Annotated in this window: 17 protein-coding genes; 11 read left to right on the top strand and 6 right to left on the bottom strand. The window is 37.0% G+C overall.

The window, feature by feature from the left end:
• Positions 1 to 92 precede the first annotated feature (92 nt).
• The 4 genes from B154_RS0107555 (at position 93) to B154_RS0107540 (ending at position 5,589) form a co-directional block, all read left to right on the top strand.
• Positions 93 to 3,026 carry a serine hydrolase domain-containing protein gene (locus B154_RS0107555; protein WP_018613091.1) on the top strand — a complete coding sequence of 978 codons (2,934 nt, stop codon included), beginning with the start codon at positions 93 to 95 and terminating at the stop codon, positions 3,024 to 3,026.
• Positions 3,027 to 3,298: 272 nt separating this feature from the next.
• Positions 3,299 to 3,511, top strand: coding sequence for a hypothetical protein (locus B154_RS0107550; protein WP_018613089.1), 213 nt, complete (start codon positions 3,299 to 3,301; stop codon positions 3,509 to 3,511).
• Between the two features lie 208 nt (positions 3,512 to 3,719).
• Positions 3,720 to 4,751, top strand: a complete 1,032-nt coding sequence (locus B154_RS0107545) for an aldose 1-epimerase (protein ID WP_018613087.1) — start codon at positions 3,720 to 3,722, stop codon at positions 4,749 to 4,751.
• Positions 4,752 to 4,770: 19 nt separating this feature from the next.
• The gene (locus B154_RS0107540) at positions 4,771 to 5,589 is read left to right on the top strand and encodes an N-acetylmuramoyl-L-alanine amidase (RefSeq protein WP_026260036.1); all 819 of its coding nucleotides are present in this window, start codon (positions 4,771 to 4,773) and stop codon (positions 5,587 to 5,589) included.
• A 91-nt stretch (positions 5,590 to 5,680) separates the two neighbouring features.
• Here the strand turns inward: B154_RS0107540 and B154_RS30600 are convergent, their stop codons facing one another.
• On the bottom strand, positions 5,681 to 6,445 hold the full coding sequence (locus B154_RS30600) for an META domain-containing protein (RefSeq protein ID WP_018613083.1): 765 nt from the start codon (positions 6,443 to 6,445) through the stop codon (positions 5,681 to 5,683).
• Positions 6,446 to 6,688: 243 nt separating this feature from the next.
• Between B154_RS30600 and B154_RS0107530 the strand changes: the two genes are divergently transcribed.
• From B154_RS0107530 to B154_RS0107520, 3 genes are all read left to right on the top strand, one after another.
• On the top strand, positions 6,689 to 7,423 hold the full coding sequence (locus B154_RS0107530) for a phosphatase PAP2 family protein (protein WP_018613080.1): 735 nt from the start codon (positions 6,689 to 6,691) through the stop codon (positions 7,421 to 7,423).
• Between the two features lie 156 nt (positions 7,424 to 7,579).
• Positions 7,580 to 8,962, top strand: coding sequence for a LutB/LldF family L-lactate oxidation iron-sulfur protein (locus B154_RS0107525; protein WP_018613078.1), 1,383 nt, complete (start codon positions 7,580 to 7,582; stop codon positions 8,960 to 8,962).
• Between the two features lie 93 nt (positions 8,963 to 9,055).
• Positions 9,056 to 10,369 carry a polysaccharide deacetylase family protein gene (locus B154_RS0107520; RefSeq protein ID WP_018613077.1) on the top strand — a complete coding sequence of 438 codons (1,314 nt, stop codon included), beginning with the start codon at positions 9,056 to 9,058 and terminating at the stop codon, positions 10,367 to 10,369.
• A gap of 65 nt (positions 10,370 to 10,434) precedes the next feature.
• On the opposite strand, the gene purH is transcribed toward B154_RS0107520, so the two are convergent.
• The 4 genes from purH to B154_RS0107500 all read right to left on the bottom strand — a co-directional run bounded on the left by purH (position 10,435) and on the right by B154_RS0107500 (position 16,154).
• Entirely contained in the window at positions 10,435 to 11,970 is a 1,536-nt protein-coding gene (gene purH / locus B154_RS0107515; RefSeq protein WP_018613075.1) for a bifunctional phosphoribosylaminoimidazolecarboxamide formyltransferase/IMP cyclohydrolase, read from the bottom strand.
• A gap of 118 nt (positions 11,971 to 12,088) precedes the next feature.
• Positions 12,089 to 14,176, bottom strand: coding sequence for a ComEC/Rec2 family competence protein (locus B154_RS0107510; RefSeq protein WP_026260034.1), 2,088 nt, complete (start codon positions 14,174 to 14,176; stop codon positions 12,089 to 12,091).
• 61 nt (positions 14,177 to 14,237) lie between these two features.
• Complete coding sequence (locus B154_RS27910) at positions 14,238 to 15,431, bottom strand: carbamoyl phosphate synthase preATP-grasp domain-containing protein (protein ID WP_083934933.1); 1,194 nt, start codon at positions 15,429 to 15,431, stop codon at positions 14,238 to 14,240.
• A gap of 132 nt (positions 15,432 to 15,563) precedes the next feature.
• Positions 15,564 to 16,154 carry a TetR/AcrR family transcriptional regulator gene (locus B154_RS0107500; RefSeq protein WP_018613069.1) on the bottom strand — a complete coding sequence of 197 codons (591 nt, stop codon included), beginning with the start codon at positions 16,152 to 16,154 and terminating at the stop codon, positions 15,564 to 15,566.
• A 269-nt stretch (positions 16,155 to 16,423) separates the two neighbouring features.
• On the opposite strand from B154_RS0107500, the gene B154_RS0107495 reads away from it, so the two are divergent.
• Both B154_RS0107495 and ricT read left to right on the top strand, forming a co-directional pair.
• On the top strand, positions 16,424 to 17,347 hold the full coding sequence (locus B154_RS0107495; protein ID WP_018613067.1) for a PfkB family carbohydrate kinase: 924 nt from the start codon (positions 16,424 to 16,426) through the stop codon (positions 17,345 to 17,347).
• A 505-nt stretch (positions 17,348 to 17,852) separates the two neighbouring features.
• Positions 17,853 to 19,334 carry a regulatory iron-sulfur-containing complex subunit RicT gene (gene ricT, locus B154_RS0107490; RefSeq protein WP_018613066.1) on the top strand — a complete coding sequence of 494 codons (1,482 nt, stop codon included), beginning with the start codon at positions 17,853 to 17,855 and terminating at the stop codon, positions 19,332 to 19,334.
• A gap of 55 nt (positions 19,335 to 19,389) precedes the next feature.
• Here the strand turns inward: ricT and B154_RS0107485 are convergent, their stop codons facing one another.
• Positions 19,390 to 20,010 (bottom strand): L-threonylcarbamoyladenylate synthase, encoded by a 621-nt coding sequence (locus B154_RS0107485; protein WP_018613063.1) that lies wholly within the window; start codon positions 20,008 to 20,010, stop codon positions 19,390 to 19,392.
• Between the two features lie 348 nt (positions 20,011 to 20,358).
• Here B154_RS0107485 and rplM point away from each other — a divergent pair, with 348 nt between their 5' ends.
• Positions 20,359 to 20,802 (top strand): 50S ribosomal protein L13, encoded by a 444-nt coding sequence (gene rplM / locus B154_RS0107480; protein ID WP_018613062.1) that lies wholly within the window; start codon positions 20,359 to 20,361, stop codon positions 20,800 to 20,802.
• Positions 20,803 to 20,835: 33 nt separating this feature from the next.
• Positions 20,836 to 21,225 carry a 30S ribosomal protein S9 gene (gene rpsI / locus B154_RS0107475; protein ID WP_018613060.1) on the top strand — a complete coding sequence of 130 codons (390 nt, stop codon included), beginning with the start codon at positions 20,836 to 20,838 and terminating at the stop codon, positions 21,223 to 21,225.
• Positions 21,226 to 21,316 lie beyond the last annotated feature (91 nt).

The following is a 21,316-nucleotide window of genomic DNA, read 5'->3' as shown; positions in this document are numbered from 1 at the left end:
GTTTCTGAAGAAATTATACAGTTCGAAAAAGGGGGAACACCTGTTGGCATTGCCGATTCCATTATCTTGTGTTGCAATTTTTAAGTAACATTATGATGAAATCTTTGCTAACCGGTTTTATTCTTTTTTTTATTTCCACTACTTCATTTAGCCAGTATAAAAGTAATTTACCTGCCACGGAGTGGGTGGATAGTGTTTTCAAATCTTTAAACAGAAAACAAAGAATAGCGCAACTGATGGTTGTAAGGGCACATAGCAATCTTGGTAAAGAACACGTTGCGTCGGTTACAGAATTAATAAAAAAATACAAAGTTGGCGGCTTATGTTTTTTTCAGGGCGGCCCTGTACGCCAGGCTAATCTTACCAACTATTACCAATCCATTGCAAAAACTCCTCTGCTGATAACCATTGACGGTGAATGGGGTTTGGGCATGAGGCTTGACAGCGTAATTAATTTTCCTCGTCAAATGATGATAGGAGCAGTTCCTGATGCACAGCTGGTAAGACAATTTGGACAGGCAGTCGGGCAACAATGCAAAAGAATGGGAATACAGGTAAACTTTGCACCTGATGTTGACATTAATAATAATCCCGCAAACCCGGTTATTAACGATCGTAGCTTTGGAGAGGATAAATATAAGGTGGCGCTATTTGGTACACAATATATGAAAGGCCTGCAGGACGAAGGGATAATGGCCTGTGCCAAACACTTTCCTGGTCATGGCGATGTAAGTGTTGACTCTCACCTCGATTTACCGGTAATTAATAAAACCCTTAAACAACTTGATTCGTTGGAATTGTACCCCTTCCGCGAACTGATAAAAGAAGGTGTCGGCAGTGTAATGAGTGCACACTTATATATTCCCGCTATTGATACTACAGCAAACCAGGCAACCTCACTTTCTTATAATAATGTTACCGGTTTGCTTAAAAAGCAGCTTGGCTTTACCGGCCTTACCTTTACTGACGCCCTCGAAATGAAAGGTGTAACGAAATTTTATCCTGCAGGGGAAGCGTCAGTTCAATCTTTGATTGCAGGTAACGACCTGCTCTGCCTGCCGGAAGATATTAAGGGAAGTATAAAAAAAATACGAAAGGCTATCAGGAGAAAAAAATTAAAAAGAAGCGATATTAATGACAGGATTAAAAAAGTACTTCTCGCAAAATATAATTTGGGGTTGAATCATATAGAGCCAATAAAAACAGAAGACCTTGTAGATGACTTAAACGCACATACAAACGAAATAAAAAAAATGATTGCCGAAAATGCAATTACTCTTTTAAAACTTTCAAACAAAGATTATATCCCTCTTAGAGCAAAAAAAATTGCTTTTCTGGGTATAGGTGTTGACTCTGCAAACGCTTTTGCAAAAAAGCTTAAACAAGATTATGGAGCATCGTTATATACTTTCAACTACAAGGAAAGTACAGGGGCTGCAGATTCATTGTTATCTGTTTTAAAAAATAAATATGATACTGTAGTAATAGGAGTGCATAATTATAGTCGCAGGCCCGCTAATCAATTTGGTATTTCAAATGCAGCTTACGAGTTAATAAACCAGGTGCAGGCACAAATGACTGCTATAACTTTTGTTTTTGGGAATCCTTACGCCATTAAAAATATTGCAGCAACGGCTTCCAATCTTATAGCTTGTTATGAAGATGATGATATAACGCAACAGGCGGCAGCCGGTATTTTAAAAGGTCAAATAATACCAAAAGGGAAGCTATCCGTAACTGTAGATGATATCCTTAGGTTTGGAACAGGAATTACAGTAAAGAAATATTTTCCGGAGGTTCTGCCTGAGAGTGTTGGGTTACAATCAGCAATGCTCAACAAGATTGATTCAATTGCAAATGATGCTATTGAGGAACATGCCACTCCGGGCTGTGTAGTGTTAGTGGCAAAAGATGGAAAAGTAGCATTTCAGCGGGCTTACGGTTATACCAATTATGATAGTTTAGAACCGGTAACTAAGGATATGATGTACGACCTGGCGTCTGTTACCAAAATATCAGCAGTTACAGTCTCTGTGATGAAACTATACGAAGAAGGAAAATTAGACATTGATAAAACATTAGGCAATTACCTGGCTTGGGTAAGAGGAAGTAACAAAGAAAACATTCAGCTTAGAAATCTTCTGCTGCACCAGGCGCAATTGGTGCCATTTATTCCGTTTTATAAAGAAACCCTTGACAAAGCGGGGCATCCTTTACCTAATATTTATAGCAAAAAACCTACAAAAGAATTTTCTGTAAAAGTGGCGGAAGACCTGTACCTGCGCAATGACTGGCAAGACACAATGTACCACAGAATATTGCTGAGTAAATTGGGCGAACCGCTAAAATATGTGTATAGCGACAACGATTTTATTTTTTTAGGAAAGGTGGTAGAAGCTATAACCGGTAAAAAACTGGAAGATTATGTAAAAGAAACATTTTACGCGCCCCTTGGTATGACTACAACAACCTTTAAGCCACGCGGACATTTTCCGATAAATACAATTGCTCCAACTGAAAATGACACTGCGTGGAGACAACAACTATTACGGGGAGATGTCCACGATCCGGGAGCAGCAATGTTTGGAGGAGTTTCCGGCCATGCAGGATTATTTAGTAATGCATATGATCTTGCTCAATTGTACCAAATGCTTTTAAATCGAGGAGAATTAAACGGCATTCGTTATCTTAAAAAAGAAACTATTGATACATTTACTGCTTACTCAAGCAATATAAGTCGTCGAGGATTGGGCTTTGACAAACCGGAAAAGGACAATTTTGTAAGACTAGATCCATATCCTGCTCTCAGTGTTTCTCCGCTAACTTTTGGTCATACCGGCTTTACAGGTACCTGCGTTTGGGTAGATCCTGCTTACAACCTTGTTTACATTTTTTTATCTAACAGGGTAACACCAGACGGAGAGAACAAGAAGTTGCTGGAAATGAATGTAAGATCCTTCATCCAGGAAACGATTTACAGGGCAATGTTTGAACAATTTAATGAAAAGGTTATCACAAAAAAATAACAAAGCAATCTCATTTAAAAAAAAAAGAACTTCCAATAAAATTCAGCTACCAAAAAGAATATGATTAAAAATCAATTACTGTAGTAAACGTTCTACAGTAAAAGTTGTCTTATGCAAAGAAGGGTTTGTAGAGTCATTACGGCAAAAAATGCTTTTTATAATTTTTTTAAATAAAATAAAAGCATTTGTATAAACGTTATAAGATTCGTGCTTAGTTTTACAAAACAAACCACTCCTCGCCAATCCCGCCCTGTTGTAAAAAATAGTTTTCTATGCAACCAACAACATATTCTGTCGCCGAAATAAAATCAATTATTAGAGCTGTAGATGATGCATCTTTGGCCATTCTGCAGGAGTTAGTGGAAGAAGAAAAAGAAGGTTATACAGCCTGTGAATTAAAAGCTGTTTATAAATTTATAGAAATAAAAAGTAAAGAACTTATATGGAACGAGGTAAATGTAGACTTTTTATTGTCGTTTAATTAATACAGATCCTCCTACTTTTGGCTATTTAATTTGCTACATGTCGGCCTTACAATGGGCGTAAATAAATAATTTTCTAGCTTTTCCTAAAAATAGAACTTTTGTGTAATACAACGGAATTGAGGACCTTCTGTCTTGAAAAGTTTCAAAAATGGTTTTAAGATTTCAATGATAATATTAATTGCAACCAGGTAATTTCGTTTTGTTCCTTATGCTGGCACAGAGAAGCGTAGAAACAAACGAATCAGACAAGAAACTTATAAAAACTCTTACTAATCTTAATTATGCTTTTATGGCTTTTCAGACTATTATATCAGGTAGAGGAGATGATCGCATTATAACTTTAAAAGACTTGTCTAATAATACTTTCGCTGAAATTTATGCTTTTGGCGCTTTGCTTAATAACTTTAGTGCATCTGGCACTCAAGAGGAACTAAATGTAGTTGAAGGCTTTTCAAGTCCCCAGGAAGCAAAAGAGAAAATAACCCCCTTTTTTAGAAGTGCAAAATTATCGCCATATGCATGCAGAATAAAAAATGCAAAGTATAAGTTTGGAGAAAGAAATTATCAGCTTAAAAAATACCTGTCAGACAACGATGCTATTCATGGCGTTCTCTTTAATGCAGACTTTTTAATAACAGAAGATTATTCTGATGCAGATACTGCTTTTGTAGTATTAGAATATGTTTACAATAATATAGAGGAAGGATTCCCTTTTTGCTACAGATGTACCGTTGAGTATAAGCTTGCTGCCGGGAACGCTTTAACGATAAAAACGACAGTTTCCAATATTGATAATAAACTTATGCCTTTGGTTGATGGATGGCATCCTTATTTCACCCTTGGCGATAACGTAAACGATTATCAGCTAGAATTTCAAAGCAAGGAAATGCTTGAGTTCGACGAGACCCTGGTACCCACAGGAAAAGCTTTGCCTTACCAAGAATTTGCCTCTTTAAAAAGTTTGGGAACAACTGCATTTGACAATTGTTTTACTTTAAATTTTGCCGAATGCGAACCTTTGTGTGTTCTCAGAAATCCGAAAAGGAAAGTACAGGTTGAGTTTTATCCGTCAGCCTCGTATCCTTACCTGCAGATTTTCACTCCTGACCATCGTAAAAGTATAGCTATTGAAAATTTGAGTGCTGCCCCCGATGCATTTAATAATGGTATCGGTTTAAAAGTACTTAACCCAAATGAGTCTGCTACTTTTTCTACTAAATTTATTATTAGGTTCTTATAAAATCATCCCAAGCCTTTTTATGGATAAACGCCTTCTCGGTTCATTAGTCATTATCTTATTTCTCGCGATCTATAGCTGTAGCTACCAGCCTTACAGGCAAGCGAATAAAAGCTACAAAAGACAGGCAAAGCTATACGCAAAGGAAGTGAGGCGCACTCCTTCACTGTTTTTCACTACGCAAAATAATCCGCTTTATTGGATAGGCACTACAAATTTCAATATGCGTAAACCGAATTTTGTAATCATCCATTACACTGCGCAAAACAGTTGTGAGCAAACGCTAAGAACATTTACGCTTCCCCGTACGCAGGTAAGTGCGCATTATGTAATCTGTAAAGATGGCTCTGTACACCACATGCTTAATGATTATTTAAGAGCCTGGCACGCCGGTATTGCAAAATGGGGTAACCTTACAGATATTAACTCTGCATCAGTAGGTATTGAGATTGATAATAATGGTTTTGAGGTTTTTACTGAACCCCAGATGAAAAGCCTGTTTCAATTGCTTGATACTTTAAAATTAAAATATTCAATACCTGCTAATAACTTTATCGGCCATTCTGATATTGCCCCATCCCGTAAGGCAGACCCCGGCAAATACTTTCCCTGGAAAACCCTTGCCGACAGCGGGTATGGCGTATGGTACGGCGATACAACAAATGTTGTTGTTCCTGATAGCTTTAATAGTGTACGCGCTTTACGAATTATCGGGTATGATGTAAGAGATTCAATATCGGCTATCAGAGCTTTTAAAACCCATTTTTTACAGGACACCTCCTGCATTTTGACCGAAGCTGACAAGAAAGTTTTATTAGAAGTTGCGGAGAGAAGCCTTTGAGTTTATAGTAAGAAGCAGCTACAATCAGGATAATATAAAAAAGCCGGTAATAAAAATTATTACCGGCTTTTTTATATTAAGATTTGTAAGACTATGCTTTCTTAAACGTTAGCAACAAAGTGGAGCCTTGTTTTAATTCGAGGGTATTACCATTTAAAGTATAATTATCAGCTTTTTTCAAAGCAGAAAGAAATTTTGTTTCATCGTATTCATTACAACTCATTTTAGAAGTAACGATATTGCGGCCAAACTTAATGTCTTTATTGCTAAAATTAAAGCTTCCGCTCATGCTGTTACATCCTGTGTTGCCGGTAAATACAAGGTTAGATGCATTAAGCGTAACTGATGGTGTGCGTGTCCAGTATTTGTATGGTTCAGCCGTGGTGTCAAATGTTGAAGTGGATTTATAATCAAGGTTAAGGCGTGCCTGCGCTGAGTCATACAACGCTTTCCTGTTAATTTTGTTCTTTCCTTTTCCTTTTTTCCCTGTAGTTGCTACAGAAGAAGCTTCAGTAGTAGTAGCTGTTGTATCAGGAGTAACGACCATAGCTGTGTCGGTAACAGTTGCAGTAGTATCTTTATTCATGCTTTGAGTACTTGTCCATGCCCCGTCGCTTCCTGCCATTCCTTCAAGTATCCATGTTCCATTTAAAGTAGTATCATGCTTTGCTGTATAAGCAAAGTCTTTATCTGATGAAGTTAATGAAGACGATGCATTCGCTACACTTGTCATAGTATCATTACGACTTACATTAACATTAGAAATGCCTGGTGACACCGATGTAGCTGCTTTTTTTGAACTGCCGCAAAAAGCAAAAACTACACACAATGGTAAAACAAATATTATTTTTTTCATACTTACAGTTTTTTTATAGCGCAAAAACCACAACCGTGCCAAAAAACAATTTTAAACACTTTTAGCTCAAAAAAACATGGCAATCGTGTTTGGATGGATAATTGTTGTAGAATGTTTAGGGTGATTAAAGAATACCAAACAATGGTAGCACATTTTTATTAATAATTGGCAACGATGATGGTTATCATTATTTAATCTGAATAAATAATAGTAATTAAACTAAATATTGACATCAGGAATACGATGTCTATAAGGAGAAGTAGCAGTATGACCCGGCGTTTAAAAAAAAGTATTAAAAGCTTTTTGGGAAGAATTGGTTGGTTGTCTCTTGAGTTAGCTGCAGCGCTGGCAGCTTTTTTTACTGCTCTTGTTACTTTCGGATTTATTACCAACATGGTATTTTTAGAAAAACGACAAAAATTTGATAAAGACGTATTTCGACTCTTAAAAAAACATGTAAATAACGTTAACACTGACGTAATGCAATTTTTCTCATTTCTTGGATCTCATTATTTTCTAATACCTGCTAATATTGTACTGATCTTATATTTTCTACTTATTAAAAAAAGATGGTTTTCTATTAAAATTCCTGTCATTTCTTTAAGCAGTTTAGTCTTGATGCTTGTGCTAAAACAATTCTTCCATCGCGAAAGGCCACTTGCCCCATTGCTCGAAAAGGCAAAAGGGCTTAGCTTTCCAAGTGGCCATGCACTTATGAGTTTTACTTTTTATGGCCTCTTAATTTATATCTCATCCAAAAGAGTTGAAAACAAAGTAGCACGTTATTCGTTTGCTTTGGTATTGTTATTCGTTATATTCTTCATCGGTCTCAGTCGTATATATTTGCGGCTTCATTATGCAAGTGACGTGGTTGCGGGTTTTTCATTGGGTTTACTATGGCTTGTATTATCACTTGCAGTTTTAAACGAAATAGAACGTATTAATAAAAAAGAACTTCTTCTTACAATCGAGAAGTAAACATTTACCTTTAAATATATCGTACCGCTAACCTTCCTCATTTTATAGTTTCGGGGCAATTTTTACATTCATGTTCACCTTTTGTTTAATTTAGTTAATTCATATCATACATTCAACTATTACTGTTAAGGGTAGTGGCTAAACGACTTTACTATTATGACCGAAACTTCCCAATCGTTTAATGCAAAAAGCACGGTTAAGGCGGCTGATTACGAACACCGACGAAAGATTAATTTTAATATAAGCAAATACAACGCAGTAGTTCCTATTGGTAAGCAGCAGTTTTCTGAATTGATGGTTGCAAGGGAAAGAGCAAAAAATGCAAAATGGCGGGCAATTGAAACGCTTGACCAACAACTGGAACAATTTGAAATGCTGTTTACCAAACGGGGAGGCAAAGTAATATGGGCAGAAACGTCTGAGCAGGCTTTAGATGAAATTGGCAAAATTTGTACAGAAAAAAACTGCAAGACGGTTGTGAAGAGCAAAAGCATGGTAACCGAGGAAATTCATTTAAATAAATTTTTAGAAAAGCAGGGCATAGAAAGTGTAGAAACAGATTTGGGTGAATATATTCAGCAACTAGACGAAGAGCCCCCTTACCATATTGTAACTCCCGCAATGCACAAGAGCAAGGAAGATGTTGCCAAACTTTTTGCTGAAAAACTGGGAACACCTTCTAATCTTACGCCCGAACAAGTAACATTGGTTGCACGTAAGAAGCTAAGAGAAAAATTCATCCAGGCAGAAGTGGGCGTAACCGGGGCAAACTTTATTATCTCAGACATAGGTGGCATTGCTATTACAGAAAATGAAGGTAACGGACGACTAAGCTGTGCATTTCCGAAAACACATATAGTAGTAGTAGGTATTGAAAAAGTCATTCCTACAATGGCTGACCTTGGTTTGTTTTGGCCATTACTTTCTACTTATGGTACTGGACAACGGGTAACTGTATATAATACTATTGTATGCGGACCAAAGCAGCAGGGAGAGACTGATGGTCCCGAAGAAATGTATGTGATATTGCTCGATAATGGGCGCACCAAGTTGCTTGAAAATGCTAAAACAAGAGAAGCGTTGTATTGCATCCGCTGTGGTGCATGTCTCAATGCCTGCCCGGTGTATAAAAACATTGGAGGGCACGCTTATGAAACAACTTACAGCGGCCCGATCGGAAGTGTTATTACCCCGCATTTAAAAGACATGGATGAGTACAAACATTTAAGCTACGCCTCATCATTATGCGGAAACTGTACCGAGGTTTGCCCGGTAAGAATAAACCTTCATGAATTATTGCTTGAAAACCGCCATGAAGCAGTTGAATTTGGGATGGCATCATTAGGAGAAAAAGTTGCCTGGAAAGGATGGAAGGCTGCAAGCCTCAGCCGGAAGATGATGAACATGGGCAGTGGAAAAATGAAGAATTTTGTTATAAATAAAATTTTTAAAAGCTGGACAACGCACCGAAGTAATCTTAATTTCAGTGAGAAAACCTTCAACCAGTTGTGGGAAGAAAGAAATGCAAACGGGAAATAGCTTTTTCGTCAAGCTGAAACCCATTAGTTATACCTTCATAGCATCCCATTCATTCGTTGTTAGTAATTTTAACCGCATCTCTAAAAATTTTTGATGCAGCTACTTGTTTATACCCAAGTTCATTCAACACGGGTAGATTATATTTTTTCTACCTTATTACATGCTATAGGTATTAACGATTATAAGCTTACAACTGATAACACTTTTTTTAAAGAGGCAACAAGCGCTAAGATTAATTATTCTGATATACAAATTTCAGAAGGTGAATTCTGGATAAAGCCTGTCGATTTATTGTTTGAAAAAGAAATAAAAGCACAGAAAATAGATTGTTTTGAAGCAAACAAATCAAAAGCTTTTTTTAAAACTCCTGAAGGTGACTTTCCTTTCGACATTTTCGCGGCATCTTTTTATTTAATAACTCGTTATGAAGAATACCTGCCCTATAAACCAGACGTCTACGGAAGGTATGCGCACGAAAACAGCATCGCATTCAAAGAAGATTTTTTAAAGCTTCCTTTAGTAAACCTGTGGTTGCAATCATTTAAAAAAGAGTTACTTAGAAAGTTTCCTGCTCTGCACCTCACCCCTCAAATCTTTCACTTTCTACCTACTTATGATATTGATATAGCGTGGAGTTTTGTCAACAAAGGCTGGCAACGAAATGCAGGGGGCTTGCTAAAGTCAATGGTAAATAATAAATGGTCAAAAGCACAAGAAAGGATACAGGTTTTGTTAGGAAATAAAACAGACCCTTTTGACAGTTACAAATGGTTAGATGAGTTACATGAGGAACACAAGTGTAAGCCGTTGTATTTTTTTCTATTAGCGCGGCTGAATAAAGGGTATGATAAAAACATTCTTCCCCGAAAAAAAGAATTACAAAATTTAATTCAACACCACAAAGCAAAATATGAGGTAGGAATTCATCCTTCGTGGCAAAGCGGGGATAAACCACAATTATTACAAGAGGAAATAAAAATACTTGAAAAAATTACCGGTAAGAAAGCAAACAAAAGCAGGCAACATTATATCCGCATCACTTTGCCTGACACGTACAGAAGATTAATTAATGCTGAAATTGAAGAAGATTATTCAATGGGTTACGGCAGCATTAATGGCTTCAGGGCTTCCTACTGCCTGCCTTATTCCTGGTACGATTTACAAAAGGAAGAAACTACTTCTCTAACTATTTATCCTTTTTGTTACATGGATGCCAATTCCTATTACGAACAACATTATGGCCCTGAAGAAGCGTTAGCCGAGATGAAATATTACGACAAAATAATAAAAGAAGTAAACGGATTATTTATAACAATCTGGCACAATCACTTTTTAGGAACTGATAAAATGTTTACAGGTTGGCGAGAAGCTTATCGAACAATAATGGAAGAAATTGAAGGATTTTAAGGAAAATTACAATTAGTTCATCATTTCCTTAAAATCCCAGTTCATTCAAAATGCGGTTCAGACAATTAATGCTTAAAATGTCGCATTGCTGTAAACACCATTGCCAGGTTATTTTCCACACAATAATCTATACTGTCTTTATCTCTTATTGAGCCTCCAGGTTGAATGAATACTTCAATACCTTCGGCATGTGCAATCTGCACACTATCGTTAAACGGGAAAAATGCGTCAGAAGCCAATACAGCACCGTTTAAATCAAATTTAAATTGTTTTGCCTTTTCTATTGATTGGCGCACTGCATCAATACGACTTGTTTGCCCGCAGCCTTTGCCAACCAACTGCTTATTTTTTACAAGGGCTATCGCATTACTTTTTAGATGTTTGCATACAATATTAGCAAATTCCAGATCTGCTCTTTCAGATGCTGTAGTGGCTCTGCCTCCCACTTCATTCCATTCTATAAAATTTCCTATATCGCTATCCTGTTTTAAAACGCCGTTTACGACAGATTTAAACTGCTCTTTTGTTTCTACTGAGCCTGTTAATTGCAAAAGGATCTTATTTTTTTTCTTTTTCAATATTTCTAATGCCTCTGGCGAAAAATCATAAGCAATCAATACCTCAAAGAAAATTTCATTAATAGCTTCTGCGGTTGCCTTGTCAATTTCACCGTTACAAACCAGTACACCACCAAATGCACTTTCAGGGTCACCTGCCAATGCCGCGTCCCACGCTTCTTTCACTGTAGCTCGTGATGCAATACCACAAACATTGGTATGTTTTATAATGGCAAACACCGAATCTGCTTGTTCTCCTTCTGTTGGGTATGCCTCAAATTCTTTAATCAATTCTATTGCAGCACCCACATCTACCAGGTTATTGTAAGATAATTCTTTACCATGCAATTGAGTAAAGACTTCACCCAAATCACCTTCAAAAACTGCTTGTTGGTGTGGATTTTCACCATACCGCAAAGACTTTTTTTGTGTTGCAACTTCGGTAGAAAGTGCTTTACCAGGATTGAAATAATTACTGATAGCGATATCGTACTTCATCACAATTTCAAACGCTTTTGCCGCAAACTGCCTGCGTTGCTCAATCGTTGTTTCACCGTTTTGTTCGCCCAGCAATTTCTCCAGCGCTGCATAGTCATCTTTCGCAGCAACAACTACAAGGTCCTTAAAGTTTTTAGCTGCCGCGCGTATCATAGAAGGTCCGCCAATATCAATTTTCTCAATTATTTTCTTTTCATCTGTTGTAGATGCAAGGGTTTCCTCAAACGGGTATAAGTCAACAATTACCAGATCAATTTCGGGAATGTTGTATTGCTTCATTTCCTGCACATCCTGCTCCAGGTCTCGCCTACCCAAAATTCCACCAAATACCGCCGGGTGCAGCGTCTTTACCCGCCCTCCCAATATAGAAGGATAAGTAGTTAAACTTTCAACCGCAACACACCGAATACCGAGATCTTTAATAAATTTTTCCGTACCGCCCGTAGAATAAATAGTTATTCCCAGCTCTTGCAGCTTTCGGGCAATGATGTCCAAACCTTCTTTATAAAAAACTGAAATAAGTGCAGATTGTATTTTCTTTTGCATGATTTGCAGATTGACTAATGAAATTTTTTTGTTCACCAGCAGAGCAAACTCCTGTTAAACATCGTTGCGACGCTCCGTTCAACTTTAGTAATTCTGTTGATGCAGTTTTTACCTTTTATTATAAATTTAATTCAAAGGCACCTTGGTCAGGTGTTGAATAATTTCGCAAATGTAAGCTGTCACAATCTTTTTTCCATTGACTGATTTTCCATGTACTGTTAGAAGCATCGAAAATGAACTGTCTACAATTAAAAACAGTAGCCAGCTCACTAATAGAAATTCGTGGATTACGTGAAACAACTATCGCGTCAAGAAAAATTTTGGAAGGGCTTTTAAATTTTAAAGGTTTATCTATCAACAATATTCTTTTACCTTGAAATTGAACAAAAGGATAACTCATATATAATCCTGTTAAGTTATTTAAAGGTTTTATTCTGTGCAGAGTTCTTGATAGCTTTAAATGAAAATTTTGCAGGTATTCATCATGCAATAAAGTTGTATCACCCACAAAAGCATATTTTTTTCCCGAGATAAAATCAATTGCATTATGCTGAGGTATATTATAAACAATCACTTTCTGCTGCTGCCTTGAAATGAAATTTTCATAAGCATCAACAATAACAAAAACAAGAATTGCGGATAAACCAATAAATAAAGATTGTTTTTTCTTGTACAATAACCAGTAACAAATGCCAATAATAAAGACATATAATAAAAAGGTTTCCAAAAGATTGTTTTGAATACCATCGTAAATGGCAAATGGGAAACTGCTAACCCATTCAATAAATCGATTCATAAAAGCAAGCATGCTGCTTGTTATAAAGCCGATAAGCTTTGCAGCTATAGGCATAAAGGATGTTGTAAGCAATGCTAATTCAGCAAATAAAATAACAGATGATAACGGAACTATTATGCAATTGGTTATTATAAACAGGTTAGAAAACTGGTGAAAAACATAAAAGATAATCGGCACGGTAAGTATTTGCGCAGCAATAGTAACAGAAGTAAGTTTCCAGAAAATATCAAGTATTTTATTTTTTATATAAAACCAGTTATAAACAGGTTTGGCAAATGTTACAATACTGATAACTGCTGCATAAGAAAGCTGAAATCCAACATCCCATAAATAATAAGGATTAATACATAGCATAACAGATGCTGAGGCAGCAAGTGTATTATAAATAGAAGATTTCCTGTCTATCGCTTCACCTAAAACAATAAAAGAAAACATGACAGCCGAGCGAAGAATGGAAGGCACGCCGCCGGCAAGTGCCGTAAAAACCCACAGAACAGACAAGATAAAAATGGGTTTTAACCATTTTATACATGAAAACTTTTTAAACGGCCTGAACATAAAAATAAGGGCACCGTAAATCATACCCAAATGCAAACCAGAAATGGCGATGATATGTACAACACCGGTATTGCTATAAGCCTGCACAAGGTCTTTATCCAAATCATTTCGATAGCCAATAAGAAGAGCTTCCGCAACAGCCGCTTCGCGATCTCCTTGTATATATTGGCGTAATTTTTTTATAACTGCAAATCGCACATTCAACAGCCATTTATTAAAAGCATTTTCCCTGGTTGTGTTTGTTACAACATATTCTGAACTTTTTAAGAAGACCTGGTGATAGATATTCTGAAACGCATTGTACTGTTTGTAATTAAAGCTGCCGGGATTACCGGAGTTTTTAATTTGCTGCGGCGATTTGTAAAACAATACCTGCGAACCATATTTCAAATTGGACTTAATCCCGTCTTTACTGAAGTAAATAAGCACATTGCCCGTTATGTTTTTCCATCCATCCTTACTATTAATACCCTCAACTGATGCTAAAGCTTTGTATGTTTTAGCTTTTTCAATTAATGGCTCCTGCAGAGTCGCTAATACTGAGACACTATCCGTAGTATGGTTTCCTATCCAACCTGGCTTCCTGGTGATATCCTTATTATAAATGATAAATGCGCCAATTATAATAAGTAAGAGATTTATAGAAATGCCGGGCACCCACCTAAGAGTAAACCTTACAGCAAAAGGAAGTAGGAAAAAAACGAAAATTATCAAGACTGCTAACGCTGCTGTAATTAGCAGGTTAAAGGGAGAAAAAGCAAAAATAAATTGAAGTAGTATACCTGCTATTAAAGGAATAATTAGCCTTACAAAAGGTATTTTTTTCCAGAAATATAATTGATAGGCTGGCATTACAAGCATTAACTGTTAAAGCTGTGCCACCTCTTCGCAAGGCAGCACAGTTAAACTTTTTTTACTTGCTTAAATGCATGCTTCTTTCTTTATATAAAGTACGAAAGTAAGGGTCGCGCAGGTCTTTAATGAAGCGTATTGCTTCTCCTGTACTTTTCATTTCAGGACCTAATTCTTTACTAACTCCCGGGAATTTATCAAAACTGAAAACAGGTTCCTTTATGGCGAAGCCGGTTAACTTCTTCTCAAAGGTAAAATCTTTAAGTTTGGCAGCATCCAACATCACCTTTGTAGCTATATTAAGATAAGGAATCTGGTATGCTTTTGCTATAAAAGGTGTTGTACGTGAAGCTCTGGGATTAGCTTCTATTACATAAACCTTATTGTCTTTTATGGCAAACTGAATGTTGATAAGTCCTTTTATATTTAATGCCCGTGCAATTTTCTCAGAGTAATACTCCATAGTTGTAATAACCAGTGGAGTTAAATTAAAGGCAGGTAAGACCGCATTACTATCGCCACTATGAATTCCTGCAGGTTCAATATGTTCCATTACACCCATCACATGAAAGTCTTCACCATCAAAAATGGCGTCTACTTCAGCTTCCTGGCAGCGGTCAAGAAAGTGGTCGATTAATATTTTATTATCTGGAATATGTTTAAGCAGGCTTACCACCGCTTTTTCGACTTCGTCATCATTAATCACAATACGCATTCTTTGGCCACCTAAAACATAGCTAGGTCTTACCAATACCGGGTAACCAACTTTATTAGCCACGTCAATTGCCTCTTCCGCGGTGTAAGCGGTTCCATACTCAGGGTAAGGAATATTTAACTCTTTTAAAAGGTCACTAAACCGACCACGATCTTCAGCTATATCCATGTTATCAAAAGAAGTTCCAATAATTCTTACACCTTTTTTATGTAACTTCTTTGCAAGCTTCAATGCTGTTTGTCCACCTAACTGCACAATAACCCCATACGGTTGTTCCAGCTCAATAATTTCCCACAGGTGCTCCCAGTAAACAGGCTCAAAGTATAATTTATCAGCAATATCAAAATCTGTACTTACAGTTTCAGGATTGCAATTGACCATAATCGCCTCATAACCAGACTCTTTAATAGCCATCAAACCATGAACGCAGCAATAATCGAATTCAATACCCTGGCCAATGCGATTTGGCCCGCTTCCTAATACAATAATTTTTTTCTTTGAAGAAGAAATAGACTCGTTGGACGATAAAGTTTTAAACATTTCGGCGAAAGATTTCGCAAAATTAAGGGTACTGGACAAAAAATAAGGTTATTTTTTAGTTAGGGTTTCAAAAAAGTCAATATCGGCAAAAGGATTTTGAGTTGTTATCAATACGTTCTCTACAAAAATTACTTAATTTCTGATGCCATCTACCAGTATTGTTACAATATTGTCTTCAAGGTCCTGGCTGTCGACTTTGTGTACAATTCTGTGCCATTGGTCCACTGCTCCTATCGCATTTATAGATATCATTACAATTGTGTTCGCATCTATTGGCTTTATTTCTTTTTCATCAATACCCCGTTGTACTATGGCTGCAAAACGTTTCCTGTAGTTTCTGCGCATTTCCCGGTATTCTGACAAGTGAGGCTCTTGCATATTTCGCCAGTCATGATCTGTAACATACACCTCCTCGTAGTTTACCAACATTTCTTTTACATGAAACCTCAATAACTTTTCGAATTTATCAATAACTGTTGATCGTTCGTTTTCAATATTATCTATATTAGAAGTATAACGATTTGCAACATTCATGCAGATGGCATTAAGCAAATCGTTTTTAGACTCAATGTGATTATACAGACTTGCTGCCTCTACTCCTACTGCAGTAGCCAACTCTCTCATACTCGCCGCTTTGAAACCCTTTTCTTTAAAAAGCTTTGCTGCCTGTACAATTATTATTTCTCTCTTACTGTTCTTATCTGTTGTTTTAATCTTAGACATATTCACATTCTCCTTTGTATAAGTTCAAAGATATTAAAAGTATAACTCCTTAATTTTAAGTCTTGTTAACTTTGAATAAAGATTTGGCTTAAAAGCATATAGTAAAAACAGTGGTCTTACCAAAAACAATAGTAGCTAATGTTTAGATAGCACTTCACATACTTCTTTAGACGGCTTTATAAAAAATCCTTTAGTTTCGCGTGCCAATGCCAATTAAGTTTTAATAGGCTTTTTTCGCAAAAAGCAATAATTTTTAAAATATTCTTTTTATGTCATTAGTGGTTGTAGGGTCAATGGCTTTCGATGCTATAGAGACTCCCTTTGGTAAATCAGATAAAATAATTGGCGGTGCTGGAACATATATAGCATGGAGCGCTTCTAATTTCACAAAACCGATTAAACAGATTTCAGTAGTTGGAGGAGATTTTCCACAGGAGGAACTAAATGCCTTGTCTGCCCGCGGAGTGGATCTGGAGGCTGTACAAATAAAAAAAGACGAAAAAACCTTTTTTTGGAGTGGTCGTTATCACATGGATATGAACACCCGCGATACACTTGAAACTCAATTGAATGTGCTGGAAAGTTTTACACCAGTGGTTCCTGACAGTTACCAGGATTGCGAGTTTCTGATGTTGGGAAATCTTGTGCCTGCTGTACAAAAAAGCGTCATACTGCAGATGAAAAAAAGGCCGAAGTTGATTGTAATGGACACAATGAACTTTTGGATGGAGATAGCTCTTGCAGACTTGAAAGATGTACTTACAATGGTAGATGTGCTACTGGTAAATGACAGCGAAGCAAGAGAACTGAGCCACGAATTTAGCCTTGTTAAAGCCGCAAATAAGATTTTAACAATGGGACCTAAATATCTTATTATTAAAAAAGGCGAACACGGTGCTTTATTGTTTCATGAAAACCAGGTTTTCTTTGCACCGGCTCTTCCTTTGGAGGATGTTTTTGACCCTACAGGGGCAGGTGATACTTTTGCTGGCGGCTTTATTGGACATCTTGCAAAAACAAAAGATATTTCTTTTGAAAATATGAAGACTGCCATAATAATGGGCAGCGCTATGGCGAGTTTTTGTGTAGAAAAATTTGGTCTGCAGCGACTTACAGAAATCACGAGGACAGATATTGATAAAAGACTTGATGAGTTTGTAGAGTTGGTAAACTTTGATATTGATTTGGTTTAATCAAATAGAAACCATGACCGGAAGAACAGTTATAATTTACTGTTTTTCCGGTCATTTAAATCAAATGCCGGCCCATTACTTCATTTATAAGCGTCGTTATTATTTGCACAGAAACAGCTAAGTCAATCAGTTCCAATAATGAATTGACCCTTATTCATCTTTTTTATGACTCTGTATAAAATTTAAATCACTATTTTTGAATTTAAGGATTGCCAGAAAGGATTTTTTGGTAAATATGATGAGATTAAAAGACTAGCAGGTATAGTTTGAAGAAGGCAAAAGCTGAGAAATGTAATTTGTGCAAGTACTATTTTTGATTTTTTAATACTTTTTCCTTTTCTATACTATATTATATATCAAGGAAAAAATGTAAGGTTCTGTAGTATTTGATGTTTTACAATTGAACCATGTTATTTTACTGAGTGAGTATACTCTGCTGCTGTCTATAAATCCTCTCTCATAAGCATTGTTTTTGTTTTTTTTTAATCTTTTATGTTTAGATATTATGGGATGCGGAAGCTGTGGAACAGGAAAACCTAACGGTTGTAAAAGTAATGGCGGTTGCAGCACAGGTGGTTGTAACCGAATGAATGTACATGACTGGCTGATGAATTTGCCTTTCAGCGACCCTGAAAGCACTTGTAAAATTGTAGAAGTAAGTTTTAATAATGGCAGCCGAAAGGAATTTTACAGAAATGCGACATTGCAATATTTTGAAAAAGGTGAGTATGTAAGCGTTGAAGGTGTAAGCGGCTTTGATGTGGGTGAAGTTAGCCTTAGCGGTGAGCTTGTTCGTCTGCAAATGAAGAAAAAAGGAGTTGAAGAATTTAGCCCTGAAATAAAGAAAATTTTACGAAAAAGCACAGAAACCGATATAGCTAAATGGGAGGAAAATAAGGCGCGGGAAAAAGAGGCGCTAGTGAGAAGCCGCGCAATGGCACGTAAAATGAACCTCGAAATGAAACTAGCAGAGGTAGAAATACAGGCTGACGGTAAAAAAGCTACTTTCTATTATACTGCCGACGATAGAGTAGATTTTAGAGAACTGATAAGAATGTATGCGAGTGAATTTAAAGTAAAAGTCGAAATGCGGCAGATTGGAGCCAGGCAGGAAGCAGGTAAAGTAGGCGGAATTGGAAGTTGTGGCCGCGAATTATGTTGTGCTACATGGCTTACCGATTTCAAATCCGTAAATACCACTGCTGCGCGTTATCAGAATTTATCTATTAACCAGACAAAGCTGAGTGGACAGTGCGGGCGTCTTAAATGTTGTCTTAATTATGAGTTGGATACTTACCTTGATGCTTTACAACAATTTCCTGATAATGCAGATGTAATACAAATTACACGCAGTTCGGCGTTCCTGGTTAAAAAAGATATTTTTAAAAACCTGATGTGGTACACAATGCCCGACAGTACAAAGCATTATCCACTCACCATTGCTCGTGTAAAGGAAATTCAAAAAATGAATGCGCAGGGATTAAAACCTGATGAGCTGGAGCCTGTGGAAATTGTAAGTTCAAAGCCGAAGGAAGTTGAGCCTGAGTTTGTAGATGTTGTAGGCCAGATAAGTCTTCGAAGTCTTGAAAAGAACAGCCGTCGCCGTAAAGATAGAGAACAGGGCAATGATGGACGAGGCAGTGACAGAAGACCACAGGAATCAAAAGTAAACCAGAGTGGTGCTTCAAGGCCTAACAGGCAACAGCAACAAAGCCAGCAAAAAAATCTTCAGCAAGGCACCCAACAGAGACCAGGTATTAATCCTAATCAGCAAAGGCCGGTTGCAAAACCTGCCAATGTTGCTCAACAGGCAAAGCAGCAAAATACTCCACGGGGAGTAAACCAGCAATCGGGAGTTCAACAAAGCAGGCCTGCGCAGCAAAGGCCTGCGCAACAAAAACCGGGAGAGCGACCAAAGCCACAACCAAGGCCGACTCAGCAAAAACCTCCTCAAAAAGAAAATGAAACCCCACCAGAAGTAAAATAACTAAACTGGCCCTGCAATAGCGGGGCTTGTTTAGTTACAAAATAAAGCCGGATTTTTATACTGAAGAAGTTTCCGTCCATTCGCCCAATCCCTGCCGTACGACCTTATAAGGCTCCTTGGTACAGTCAATAATGGTGGATGGCTTCATACCTCCTGTCCCTCCATCTATAACAATATCTACCAGTTTTTCAAAATTCTGGTACATAAGTTCCGGATCAGTATATTCTTCAACCATCTCTCCTGGTAAAGATGCACTTAATAAGGGGTGCGTCAGCTGTTCAACAATTGTATTTGCGATAACGTTATTCGGCACACGAAGACCTATCGTACTTTTTTTACTTTGTAAAATTTTTGGCACTTCTTTGCTGGCAGGCAATATAAAAGTATATGGACCAGGCAAATAGTTTTTTAATAGACGATACAGTGGAGTTGAGATGCTTTTTGTGTACTTGCTTAGGTCACTAAGGTCGTGGCAAACAAAACTTAGTTGTGCTTTTTGTGGTTCAATATTTTTTATGCGGCAAATTCGTTGAATAGCTTTTTGCTGAAAGATATCGCAACCCAGACCGTAAATTGTATCAGTCGGATATATAATAACTCCTCCGTCAAGCAAACATTCTATAATCAATTTTATTTGCCGTGGCTGTGGATTAACAGGGTGTAGATGAATAAGCATTTATAAAATTAGATAATTATTGAATTATTCCTGTTACTTATAAGATGAAAATGATGATCAAAAAATTATGTTTATTCGTGTTTTCTGAATTTTGTTCTTCCTGGAATAGTATCGCGAGTAAGAGTTAGTGATCAATCGCGAGTTAAACAGCAAGCAAAAAGCAGGGCCACCAAACGAAGAGTAAAATTTAACAACAAAATTTTTATTGAAAATGAATTAGTTATAAGGGTAGGTTGAAAACAATCTATTAAAAATCTTGTTTTTTCAAAATATATACTCATACCTTTGCGCTCATTTTTACAAAACCGGTGGGATAGCGCCGGTGTCATTTTAAATTATATATAAATAATGAGCAAACTACATTTCACAACCAAATCTGCGAACGAGGCTACCGTACAACGCAACTGGTATGTTGTAGACGGTACTAATCAAACCGTCGGTCGCATTTGTGCAAAGATCGCTGCTGTTCTTCGCGGCAAGAACAAAGCATACTACACTCCACACGTTGATTGTGGAGATTTCGTAATCGTTACAAACTGCGAAAAAGTAAAATTTACAGGCGCTAAAATGGATGAAAAAGTCTATTTAAACTACTCAGGATACCCTGGCGGTAAAAAAGAGGAAGTGGCTAAAGATTTAATCAAACGCAGACCTGAGGTAATCGTTGAACGAGCTGTAAAAGGCATGCTTCCTAAAAATCGTTTAGGTCGTAAAATGTATAAAAAATTATTTGTATATGCCGGAGACAAACATCCTCATACTGCACAGCAACCTAAGGAATTAAAATTCTAAAAACCAAGCTATTAGCTACAAGCATATAAAACAATGGAAAAACAAAGAAATGCCGTAGGTCGTCGTAAGGAAGCTGTGACAAGAGTTTTCTTAAACAGAGGCGAAGGCAAGATTACAATTAACGATAAAGATTATAAAGAATATTTTCCGCTGGTTTACCTGCAAAACCAGGTAGAACAGCCTTTTAAAACTATTGAAGCTGCTGATAAATTTGATGTAAAAATCAACGCTACCGGTGGTGGAATGAAGGGACAGGCTGAGGCGGCAAAACTTGGTATTGCGCGTGCACTACTGGAAGTAAATCCTGAGTTACGCCCTGCACTAAAAGCTGCAGGTTTGCTTAAGCGTGACCCAAGAAGTGTTGAGCGTAAAAAACCAGGTAAGAAAAAAGCAAGAAAAAGCTTCCAGTTCAGTAAGAGATAATGAGCTGCGAGAGCTATTAGCTTCCACCCTTGGGTTTTTGCTACAGCTACTGGTAATGCTTAAAAAATATTCAAAACATTCAACTATAATT

Origin of the sequence: Segetibacter koreensis DSM 18137, assembly GCF_000374045.1 — a bacterium.
Taxonomy (GTDB): Bacteria; Bacteroidota; Bacteroidia; order Chitinophagales; family Chitinophagaceae; genus Segetibacter; species Segetibacter koreensis.
This window is presented reverse-complemented; position numbering and strand designations above follow the sequence as displayed.